7 protein-coding genes and 1 rRNA gene are annotated in these 12,325 nt (G+C 34.9%); 5 read left to right on the top strand and 3 right to left on the bottom strand.

From position 1 onward, the window contains the following. Nucleotides 1–30 precede the first annotated feature (30 nt). Entirely contained in the window at nt 31–498 is a 468-nt protein-coding gene (locus ACMDB5_RS07315) for a DUF1456 family protein (RefSeq protein ID WP_414000341.1), read from the top strand. Between the two features lie 61 nt (nt 499–559). Continuing rightward, entirely contained in the window at nt 560–1,081 is a 522-nt protein-coding gene (locus tag ACMDB5_RS07310; RefSeq protein ID WP_414000340.1) for a hypothetical protein, read from the top strand. 96 nt (nt 1,082–1,177) lie between these two features. Here the strand turns inward: ACMDB5_RS07310 and sucC are convergent, their stop codons facing one another. Further along, nucleotides 1,178–2,371, bottom strand: a complete 1,194-nt coding sequence (gene sucC, locus ACMDB5_RS07305; protein WP_414000339.1) for an ADP-forming succinate--CoA ligase subunit beta — start codon at nt 2,369–2,371, stop codon at nt 1,178–1,180. A 426-nt stretch (nt 2,372–2,797) separates the two neighbouring features. Between sucC and gltB the strand changes: the two genes are divergently transcribed. The 3 genes from gltB to lysA all read left to right on the top strand — a co-directional run bounded on the left by gltB (nt 2,798) and on the right by lysA (nt 10,182). Further along, nucleotides 2,798–7,312: a glutamate synthase large subunit gene (gltB, locus tag ACMDB5_RS07300; RefSeq protein WP_414000338.1), complete on the top strand. Its 4,515-nt coding sequence runs from the start codon at nt 2,798–2,800 to the stop codon at nt 7,310–7,312. A 2-nt stretch (nt 7,313–7,314) separates the two neighbouring features. Next, on the top strand, nt 7,315–8,769 hold the full coding sequence (locus ACMDB5_RS07295; protein WP_414000337.1) for a glutamate synthase subunit beta: 1,455 nt from the start codon (nt 7,315–7,317) through the stop codon (nt 8,767–8,769). A 192-nt stretch (nt 8,770–8,961) separates the two neighbouring features. Further along, the gene (gene lysA, locus ACMDB5_RS07290) at nt 8,962–10,182 is read left to right on the top strand and encodes a diaminopimelate decarboxylase (protein ID WP_414000336.1); all 1,221 of its coding nucleotides are present in this window, start codon (nt 8,962–8,964) and stop codon (nt 10,180–10,182) included. Between the two features lie 57 nt (nt 10,183–10,239). Here lysA and pafA read toward each other — a convergent pair whose 3' ends face one another. Both pafA and rrf read right to left on the bottom strand, forming a co-directional pair. Continuing rightward, nucleotides 10,240–11,853: an alkaline phosphatase PafA gene (gene pafA / locus ACMDB5_RS07285; protein WP_414000335.1), complete on the bottom strand. Its 1,614-nt coding sequence runs from the start codon at nt 11,851–11,853 to the stop codon at nt 10,240–10,242. Between the two features lie 243 nt (nt 11,854–12,096). Continuing rightward, nucleotides 12,097–12,206, bottom strand: a 5S ribosomal RNA gene (gene rrf / locus ACMDB5_RS07280). Nucleotides 12,207–12,325: the final 119 nt, after the last annotated feature.

Here is a 12,325-nt window from a genome sequence, read left to right as displayed (position 1 = left end):
TAAAAACGTACCTTTGTAAAAAATATAAAAATGACTAACAACGATATCTTTAAAAAACTTCGTGTAGCTTTAATGTTGCGTGATGATCAAATAGTTGAAATATTAGAATTGGTAGATTTCAGAATCACCAAATCAGAATTGGGTGCTTTTTTCCGTGATGAAAAACATGAAAATTATATGGAATGCGGCGACCAAGTGTTGCGTAACTTCCTGAACGGATTGGTGATTCACTTACGTGGAACCAAAGAAAATCCAAAAAATCCAAATGATGTTTTGGCAAAACACAAGGCTCAAATACCGGCAAAAGAAGGTTCTAAAGACAGACCCGAATTTAAAGCAAAACCAAGAGACGAGGAAAAATCAAGAGGTGACGAAGCTCCTTCAAAATCGAAGCCAGCCGCTAAGAAACCTTCGAAAAAACAATATCCTAAAGGAAATTCAAAAGTTCAAGTGGTTGAAAAAGTGAAATACAATTTCGGAAAGAATAAAAAATCCTAAGTTTAGACTTAGGATTTTTTTTGTATATTTAATTTCCTTTAAAATAATTTATCTCCCAAAAATGAAATTAATACTAACCATCTCACTGTTACTCACCACTACACTATTTTTTGGGCAAAGTAATAAAACTGAAGAAATAGCTATATTTCTAGATTCAAACTTGGTTACTAAAAACACTATCAATTATTTTAATCCGGAAGAAATTGAATCCGTAAATGTTGAAAAAGAAAATATTATAATAAATGGCAAATTATATCATGGACAGATTCTTATAACCTCCAAAAACCCTAAGAAATACGATTTTATAAGTTTGGAACAAATAAAATCTGAATTTACCAAAATCAAAAGTAACGATGTCATTTATATGGTAAATGGAGAGTTTATAAAAGACAATATTAAAACTTTAAAATTAGACCGCAACTATATTTTAAACGTAGAAGTTACCAACTCAGATGTTTTTTACAATTTAAGAAAAAGCGACATCAAATTTGATATAATTAATATCTTGGTAAAAACGAAAAAAAATTTAGATAATAAAAACAGGATTCTATTAAGAGGCTACGAAGCAATTGGCATTAAATAATTTTTCTTAAAACTAAAAAATCCTGTTCGCCACGGCAAACAGGATTTTTTTATAATATCGTAGAGACGCACTGCGGCGCGTCTCATCATTTTTACATTAAGATAAAGCCGCTTTTACTTGATCAGCTGCTTCTTGGAATTCAACAGCAGATAAAATTGGCATTCCTGAATTATCGATTAATTCTTTTGCAATTGCAGCATTCGTTCCTTGTAAACGAACAATGATTGGCACTCTAATCGCATCTCCCATATTTTTGTAAGCATCAACAACTCCTTGAGCAACACGGTCACAACGAACGATTCCTCCAAAAATGTTGATCAAAATTGCTTTTACGTTTGGATCTTTCAAGATAATACGGAAAGCAGTTTCTACACGTTTTGCATCAGCAGTTCCACCTACGTCAAGGAAGTTTGCAGGCTCAAAACCAGCATACTTAATTAAATCCATAGTTGCCATTGCTAATCCAGCTCCGTTTACCATACATCCTACAGAACCATCAAGATCTACATAGTTCAATCCTACTTCTTTTGCTTCTACTTCGATTGGATTTTCTTCAAGAACATCACGCATCTCAGCATACGCTTTTTGTCTGTATAATGCATTATCATCGATATTAACTTTAGCATCAACAGCTAAAATTTTATCATCAGATGTTTTTAAAACAGGGTTAATTTCAAACATTGAAGCATCAGATCCAATGTAAGCATTGTATAAAGAACCAATAAATTTAACCATTTCTTTGAAAGCATTTCCAGAAAGGCCTAAGTTAAAAGCAATTCTTCTTGCTTGGAAACCTTGTAATCCAACAGCAGGATCAACTTCCTCAGTAAAGATTAAATGTGGAGTGTGCTCAGCAACTTCTTCAATATCCATTCCACCTTCAGTAGAATACATAATCATATTGCGACCTGTAGCTCTGTTCAATAAAACAGAAACATAAAACTCAGAAGTTTCGCTTTCGCCAGGATAATAAACATCTTCAGCAATTAATACTTTGTGAACTTTTTTACCTTCGGCTGAAGTTTGAGGTGTTACCAATTGCATTCCGATGATTTCGCTTGCAATTCCTTCTACTTTGTCGATTCCTTTGGCAAGTTTAACTCCACCACCTTTTCCACGTCCACCTGCATGAACTTGAGCTTTTACAACATACCAACTCGTTCCCGTTTCGGCAGTTAATTGTTTTGCAGCAGCAACCGCTTCTACTGGACTATTAGCCACAATTCCGCGTTGAATGCGAACTCCGTAGCTAGCTAAAATTTCTTTTCCTTGATATTCGTGTATGTTCATAATATAGAATTTGTCTGAATCCTGAATTTATTTCAGAATATAAGTGCTGCAAAAATAGCAAAATTCATCTAAACAGAGAAATCTTTTTGCTATTTTAAAATGCTTTAGATATAAGCCTTAAAACGAACCCGTTTTAAGCCTTAGCGACCACCCTCTTTTTAAGTGATTTCAATAACTTAAAAGCATCTCTAAAACACTATATCGTTTGAGATTACGGAGGATAACTAATCACATTTGATTGATTGTCGCAATTTTTTCCTCTTAGCTAAAAACAGCATTATTAATTTATCAATTCAGACACACATAAAAAACAACATTATCATTTATTGAACAGTTTTTTTAAATCATACACAAAAACACATCCAAAACACATATTTAATAAATTATATTTAACAAAACCTTTATTTTTGTATAAAAAAACCAAGCATGAAAGTTAAAGAACAAGGCCTTTATTTGCCGGAATTTGAACACGACAACTGTGGCGCAGGATTTATTTGTAATTTAAATGGAATTAAGTCTAATGATATTATTCATAAAGCACTCGATATCTTAATAAAACTGGAGCATCGAGGAGCTGTGAGTTCTGATGGTAGGACTGGAGATGGAGCAGGAATATTGTTTGACATTCCTCATGATTTTTTTAAAAAGGTATGTGATTTTGAAATTCCAGAAACAAGAGAATATGCAGTGGGGATGGTTTTTTTACCCAAAAAGAAAAACCAGGTTGATTTTTGTAAAACAACTTTTGAAACTGCCGTCCGAGATCAAAAATTGAATATAATAGGCTGGAGAGATGTCCCTGTTGATGTTTCAAATCTAGGACAAATCGCAGCCGAAAAAGAACCCACCGTAAAACAAGTGTTTGTTGGTAAAAATGGTTTGGAATTAACCGAACAACAATTCAACGCTAAATTATTTGCTGCCAGAAAAATAGCAGAACATGCCATTCTAAATTCAAAAATTTCAGAAAGCCACATGTTCTATTTTTCAAGTTTTTCAACAACAACAATCATATATAAAGGTTTGTTGATGCCGGAAGACATCAGCAGCTATTATACAGACTTATCTGATGATGATTTAGTAACAAGACTTGCATTGGTTCACCAACGTTTCTCGACAAACACCTTTCCTTCATGGGAATTAGCACAACCTTTCCGCTATATGTGTCACAATGGGGAAATCAATACACTTCGTGGGAATATAAGCAGAATGCGTGCTCGTGAAGAGCTAATGCAAAGCGACATTTTTGGCGATGATATTAAAAAATTATTCCCTATAATATTAGAAGGAAAATCCGATTCAGCTTCTATGGATATGGTCATTGAACTGCTACTAATGACAGGAAGAACGCTACCCGAAGCAATGATGATGGTTGTTCCTGAAGCTTGGGAAAAACACCAAACCATGTCTGATGAGAAAAAAGCTTTCTACGAATTCAACTCTTGCATCATGGAACCTTGGGACGGTCCGGCCTCAATTCCTTTTACTGATGGTAATGTTATTGGTGCTTTATTAGACAGAAATGGATTGCGTCCTTCACGTTATACACTCACAAAAAGCGGTTTTGTAATCATGTCATCAGAAATCGGCGTACTTGACATCAAGCCGGAAGATGTGGTGCAACACGGAAGATTGGAGCCTGGAAAAATGTTCCTTGTTGATATGAATGAAGGCAGAATCATTGAAGATGATGAAATAAAAAACGCAATTGTAACGAAACGTCCTTATAGAAAATGGCTAAATGAAAATTTACTGCCATTAGCCAAAGTACCTTATCTAAACAACCCCAATCCTGTTGAAAGTGCTGATTTCGAAACTAGACTTCGCTTGTTTGGTTACACCATCGAAGATGTAAAAACTATCATCAATCCGATGGGTTCCAGCGGCGCAGAAGCTATTAGCTCAATGGGGAATGATACGCCACTAGCAGTGCTTTCTGAACAACCTCAATTGTTGTATAACTATTTTAAGCAATTATTTGCCCAAGTAACAAACCCGCCTTTGGATGGTATCCGCGAAGAAATTATTACAGATATCAGTTTGGCTGTTGGTGGAGATTTTAACATTTTTGACATCGAATCAAAACAATGCAAGAAATTAAAAATACAGAATCCCGTTATTTCAAAAGAGGATTTAGATAAAATTAAAAACATTGACCACCCTGATTTTAAAACAGCAACTATTTCTACTTTGTACAAAATAGAAAAAGGAGTAAATGGATTGGAAAGAGCTTTAGAAAAATGCGTTCAAGCCACTTTTAAAGCAGTTACAGAAGGACACAACATCATCATATTATCTGACAGAGGCGTGAGCGAAAAAATGGCTCCAATACCAATGTTGTTAGCTTGTTCTTACATCCACCACTCTTTAAACATTCTAAAAGTACGTTCTAAATTCGGAATTATAATTGAATCTGCTGAGCCGCGTGAACCGCACCATTTTGCCTTATTATTTGGCTATGGTGCAAGCGCAATCAATCCTTATTTAGTAAATGAAATTATTTACAATCAGGTAACCCAAGGTCATATTACAAACGTAAAAGCCGATTATGCAATTGTCAATTACAATAAAGCAATTGCAAAAGGGATTCTGAAGATCATGAATAAAATTGGTATTTCAACCCTACACTCGTACAGAGCGGCTCAAATTTTTGAAATTCTAGGATTAAATAAAAAATTCACTTCTAAATATTTCCCTTATACTCCTTCCAGAATTGAAGGCATTGGTTTGATAGAATTAGAGAAAGAAATTAAAGAAAGATATCAAAAAGCTTTTCCATATTCAAAAATCGCCAACTTATTACCATTAGAAATTGGAGGTATTTACAGATGGAGAAGAAACGGGGAAAAACACATGTTTAATCCAACCACTATTTCTAAACTGCAACAAGCTGTTAGACTAAACAGTCCGGAAAGTTATAAAGAATACTCAACTATGGTCAATGAGCAGAGTGAAAATTTAATGACTATCAGAGGATTATTTGAATTCAATAATTTAGACCCAATTTCTATTGATGAAGTAGAACCTTGGACAGAGATTGTGAAAAAATTCAAAACAGGTGCCATGTCTTATGGATCTATCAGCCAGGAAGCTCATGAAAACTTGGCGATTGCAATGAATAGAATTGGCGGAAAAAGCAACTCTGGAGAAGGAGGAGAAGATCCGCAGCGTTTTCAAAAAGACCTAAACGGGGATTCTAGAAATAGTGCTATTAAACAAGTTGCATCCGGAAGATTTGGCGTTTCAATTAATTATTTGACCAATGCCAAAGAAATCCAAATTAAAATGGCTCAAGGTGCTAAACCTGGAGAGGGCGGACAATTACCTGCTGAAAAAGTAGTGCCTTGGATAGCTAAAACACGTAATTCAACACCTTATGTTGGGCTAATATCTCCTCCTCCACATCATGATATTTATTCGATTGAGGATTTATCTCAACTGATATTTGATTTAAAAAATGCCAACCGTGAAGCAAGAATCAATGTGAAATTAGTTTCCGAAGTTGGTGTTGGAACAATTGCTGCCGGTGTTGCCAAAGCAAAAGCAGATGTGATTTTGATTTCAGGATACGATGGAGGAACCGGTGCTGCACCGTTAACATCCTTACAACACACCGGTATTCCTTGGGAACTTGGATTGGCGGAAGCACAACAAACATTAATCCTGAATGATTTAAGAAGTCGAGTGGTTTTAGAATGTGACGGACAGTTAAAAACAGGACGTGATGTAGCCATCGCAGCCTTACTTGGAGCCGAAGAATTTGGTTTTGCAACTGCTCCTTTAGTGGCATCTGGATGCATTATGATGAGAGCTTGTCATTTGAATACTTGCCCTGTGGGAATTGCTACCCAAGATCCTGAATTAAGAAAAAATTTTAAAGGAACTCCAGAGCACATCATCAACTTTATGTACTTTATTGCTGAAGAATTGAGAGAAATAATGGCTCAATTAGGATTTAGAACCTTGAAAGAAATGGTTGGACAATCCCAAAAATTAAATGTAAATAAAGCGATTAAACATTATAAAGCAAACGGATTAGATTTATCGACTATTTTATACAAACCTGAAAAAGCTAAAACTGTCCCAAATTACAACACAACAACTCAAGACCATGCACTAGAAAATGTTCTTGATTTTGAAATCATCAAAGAAGCTATTCCTTCTATTTATAGAAAAGAAAAAACAAGAGTTTTCTTTAAAATTAAAAATACAGACCGTTCTGTTGGTGCTATTTTGAGTAATGAAATCTCTAAGATTTATGGCGCACAAGGATTACCTGACGACACTATTCTTGTTGATTTTGAAGGCTCAGCAGGTCAAAGTTTCGGCGCATTTGCTACTAATGGATTGTCCTTTAAAATCCACGGTAACTGTAATGATTACTTAGGAAAAGGGCTTTCTGGAGGAAAATTAATTATCAAAGTTCCTCCAACAGCAACATTCAAACCTGAAGAAAATATTATTATTGGTAACGTCGCCCTTTATGGAGCCATAACTGGGGAAGCTTATATTAATGGGATGGCTGGTGAGCGTTTCTGTGTAAGAAATTCTGGCGCAACGGCTGTTGTTGAAGGAATTGGAGATCATGGTTGCGAATACATGACTGGCGGAACTGTCGTTATCCTAGGAAAAACCGGAAGAAACTTCGCAGCGGGTATGAGCGGTGGCGTTGCTTACATATACGATAAGGATAAAAAATTCGATTCTAATTCTTGCAACATGGAAATGATTGCATTTGACCCAATGGAAGAGGATGATTTTATTAAGTTGAGGCGTTTGATTAAAAACCACAGCTTATATACAAGTAGCCCATTAGCAAAACGTATTTTAGAAAATTGGGAAAACGAACAACGGTATTTCATCAAAGTAATGCCTACAGATTACAAAAAAGCATTGCAAAGAATAACAGAAGAAAAACAAATTGAAGAACTAATAGCATAGTCATGGGAAAGATAGGTGGATTTAAAGAATATAATAGAACTGACGAAAGTAATCTAGAAGTTAAAGAACGTGTTTCAAACTACAATGAATTTACAATTCCATTAGCAAAAAATAAGATTAAAGAACAAGGTTCAAGATGCATGGATTGTGGAATTCCTTTCTGCCATAGTGCTTGTCCATTGGGAAATTTGATTCCTGATTTTAATGACATGGTACATCAGGAAGAGTGGGAAAGTGCATTAGAAATTTTGCAATCCACAAACAACTTCCCCGAATTCACGGGTCGTTTATGTCCTGCACCTTGTGAAAAATCGTGCGTATTAGGAATTATTAAAGAGCCTGTAGCCATCGAGAATATTGAAAAAAATATCATCGAAAGAGGCTTTGCAGAAGGTTGGATTAAACCACAACCTCCGGTAAAAAAAACCGGAAAAACAATTGCAGTTATTGGTTCTGGTCCTGCAGGTTTAGCAGCTGCCCAACAATTAAACCGTGCCGGACATACAGTTACAGTTTTTGAAAGAGACAATGCTATTGGTGGATTATTGCGTTATGGGATTCCGAATTTTAAACTTGAAAAAGGAATTATCGATAGACGTGTAGCTATTTTAGAGGCTGAAGGAATTGTTTTTAAAACGAATGTAAATGTCGGAGTAAATTATAACATTGAAGAACTGAATGCATTTGATTCTATAGTTTTATGTGGTGGTGCTACAGAAAGAAGAAGCTTACCTACAACAGGAATTGAAAGCAAAGGTGTTGTTCAGGCGATGGATTTCTTGACGCAACAAACAAAAGTCTTATACGGCGAGAAAATTGAGAATCAAATAATGGCAACCGGCAAAGATGTAATTGTTATTGGAGGTGGAGATACTGGTTCTGATTGTATTGGAACTTCTAACAGACAGGGTGCAAAATCAGTTACCAATTTTGAAATTTTACCAAAACCACCCGTTGGAAGAAGTGAAACTACTCCTTGGCCATTTTGGCCTTTGCAACTAAAAACATCTTCATCACATGAAGAAGGCTGTAATAGAAACTGGTTAATTAACACCAAAGAATTCATTGCTAATGAAAAAGGGAAACTTGTCGGCTTAAAAACCGTTGAAGTAGCTTGGAAAATGACACCGGGACAAAGACCTGAATTGATAGAAAAAGAAGGTTCAGAAAAAATTTGGCCTTGCGATTTAGCTTTACTGGCTTTAGGTTTTACTGGTCCTGAAAAAACGTTAAGCGATCAATTGGGATTGGAAGTAGATTTTAGAAGCAATTATAAAGCAACAAATTATCAAACAAATGTCCCTCATATTTTCACTGCTGGTGATATGCGTCGTGGACAATCTTTAATTGTTTGGGCAATTTCAGAAGGTCGCGAAGCTGCAAGAGAAGTCGATTTATTTTTAATGGGATCTACAAACTTGCCAACAAAAGGAAATGGTGATCTACCAAGTTTATAACATTGAATTCAAATTCAAAAAGAGGCTGTCTATAAATATATTAGACAGCCTCTCTACATTTTAAGAAATTGAAACTTAAGCACAAAAATACAAATTGTTTAAATTATAACACTTTGTTAGAATTTGTTAGAATTCAAAAAACTCCATTGCAGAATCAATAAAGAATAATAAATTTGCTAAAAATTAATAAAAATGCAAGCAAAAGACTTACTACAATTAGCAGAACAATTTGGCAACCCCTTATATGTTTACGATGCCGAAAAAATACAATCTCAATACAATAGATTAACTAAGGCTTTTTCAAAAGTAGATAAGTTACGCATCAATTATGCAATGAAGGCCCTTTCAAATGTTGCCATACTTCAATTAATAAAAGAAATGGGAGCTGGTCTTGACACGGTATCAATTCAGGAAGTATTATTAGGACTTCATGCTGGCTATGCTCCGGACAAAATATTCTATACTCCAAACGGAGTTTCCCTAGAAGAAATAGAAGAGGTAAATGCCATGGGAGTTCAAATCAATATTGACAACTTATCTATATTAGAACAATTTGGTACAAAACATCCAACCGTTCCCGTTTGTATCCGTATAAACCCACACGTGATGGCTGGTGGAAACACTAACATTTCTGTTGGGCATATTGATAGTAAATTTGGTATTTCAATACATCAATTACCTCATTTACTTCGTATTGTCGAAAATACAAAAATGAATATTGTGGGAATCCACATGCACACGGGTTCCGACATTTTGGATATCGAAGTATTTTTATATGCAGCCGAAATCTTATTTGATGTAGCAAAAAAATTCAAAAACTTAGAGTTTTTAGACTTCGGAAGCGGATTTAAAGTGCCTTATAAAAAAGATGATATCGAAACTGATATTGAAGAACTAGGGAAAAAACTATCCAAAAGATTCAATGCTTTTTGTACTGAATATGGAAAAGATCTAACATTAATCTTCGAACCTGGAAAATTCTTGGTAAGCGAAGCCGGATTCTTTTTGGCTAAAGTAAATGTGGTAAAACAAACTACTTCAACAGTATTTGCAGGTATAGATAGTGGATTTAATCACCTAATCAGACCAATGTTTTACGGTTCCCAACATCATATTGAAAACATCTCACACCCGAAAGGTAAAGAACGTTTTTATTCTGTTGTAGGATATATTTGTGAAACAGATACTTTTGCAAATAACAGAAGAATTTCTGAAATAAAAGAAGGCGATATATTGTGCTTTAGAAATGCTGGTGCTTACTGTTTTTCTATGGCATCCAATTATAATTCTCGTTACAAACCCGCAGAAGTATTGTGGATAAATGGAGAAGGTCACTTGATACGCAAACAAGAAAATTTTGAAGATTTATTAAAAAATCAAATTCCATTACCTATTGCAGCTGCAACAGTCTAACACAAAAAAATCCCGTAAAATTATTTACGGGATTTTTTTTATCAAAATTAGTATGTTTTAGTCCTTCAAAACTTCTTCCAAAACGTTGGCTTCAGTTCCATTAGGGAATGTGATTTTCAATTTCTGAGCAAGTGTAGGTGCTATTTCTGTGATATTCTTTTTATGGTAAGACTCTCCTTTTTTAATATGCCAGCCATAGAAAATAGCAGGCACATGCGTATCATAGCTGTAAGGTGTGCCATGAGAAGTTCCCGTACCTGAATACTCAATATAACCCGGTTTGTCTAAAATAACAAGATCTCCGTTTTGAGTAACATCATATCCTTTTACAACAAAATTTAAAAAATAATCATTACCGGTAGAATTCAAAATCTCTTCTTCGGTATATACTTTCTTTACATAATCTTGAGACATTAAATAGCTTTTAAAAGCCGCTTTAACAGTACTCAAATCAAGATTCTTATTTTTGATTGTCTCTTTATTAAAGAACAAATTGAAACTTGAATAATTCAAAATTAAGTCAGCTCCAAAAGTCTTCACTGAGAAATCTTTTAAATTTGTTCTAATATCTCTTGGACTCACACTTCTCACACCATACTTATTATCTTTTAGAAAATTAACGTTTTCAGCTCCAGCATGATCAGCAGTAAGGAAAAGCAGGTAATTATCCTTGCCTACTTTTTTATCAAGATAAACTAAGAAATCTGCTATGGTTTGATCCAGCCTCAAATAAGTATCCTGCAATTCCATAGAACGCGGTCCTAATAAGTGCCCAATATAATCTGTAGAAGAAAAACTAACAGCTAAAAAATCTGTAACATTATCTTTACCTAATTCTTCCATTTCAATAGCTTTCATTGCAAATTCAGCCACAAGATCATTCCCAAAAGGAGTTGATCTCAATACACCTGCATCATTTTTAGCATACATTTCTTTTAAATTATATGGAAAAACTGGAGCAGCACTATTGTATAATTTGCCTTCATAAGGATTATCATCCGCTAAACTCTCATTATAAGTGTCCTTCGATTTATATAAGTCCCACCCTTTATTAATATAAGGCATGTATCTCTTTTCAGAATTGAATTTTGTAACCCAATCAGGCAACTTTTCGCCGTAGAAAGTACTGGAAACAAAATCTCCTGTTTTGCTATACCAAAAAGCCCAATTGGCAAAATGTCCTGCCGGCAATATAGCACCACGGTCCTTAATGCTCAATCCGATAACTTTTCCTTTAAAATTGGTAGCCAAACGCAATTCATCGGTAATTGTAGTACTCTGTAAATTTTTAGGAGACATTTCCCCTTCCTCTTTAGTTCCGTTTCCGATGGTTTTTACCGAAGCGTCATCCGTACAATATACTTCTTTTCCTAAAGTCCTGCTGAACCATTCGTTACCAACAATTCCATGTATCGAAGGAGTTGCTCCTGTATAAATAGAAGCATGTCCCGGCGCAGTATAAGTAGGCATATAATTATAATGCATATTTTGAAAGGTATAGCCGTTGTTCATCAATCGCTTAAACCCATTGCTGGTAAAATCATCCGAAAAACGATATAAATATTCCATTTTCATTTGATCCACAACAATTCCGATGACTAATTTAGGGCGCTCTTGCGCATAAACATTTGCAATACTAATAAATGCAAAAAATAAAATTAATTTTTTCATAATATACTTTATATAGGTCGTAAAAATACAAATTAAACTTCAAACCTACTTGCTTGAAAACATCAGAATAAGCTTCAGATTTAATGATTCCAATCAAAAAAACCCTCTATCCGATTGGATAGAGGGTTTTACAGAATCTAAAACAGGTCCAGATTAAACAAATACGTCGAACCGAGCCCTTAGACAAACACTTCGATGCTATAAAAACAAAAAAGCCTGTCTTTTCAGACAGGCTTTTCTAAAGAAAGGCGACGACATACTCTCCCACATAACTGCAGTACCATCTGCGCAGGCGGGCTTAACTTCTCTGTTCGGGATGGGAAGAGGTGAGCCCCGCCGCAATAACCACCTTAAGGTCGTTTTGCAATGGGTAATCCATTATTTATGGATCAACATTACACAATATCTTAACATACTGAGATAAAGAAAAAAGTATTTATTTAGAAAGTTTCTTCCTCCGGGTTACCCCGGA

This window comes from Flavobacterium sp. W1B (assembly GCF_047344965.1).
Taxonomy (GTDB): Bacteria; Bacteroidota; Bacteroidia; order Flavobacteriales; family Flavobacteriaceae; genus Flavobacterium.
The sequence above is the reverse complement of the archived record's forward strand: the minus strand, read 5'-3'. Positions and strand labels throughout refer to the sequence as shown.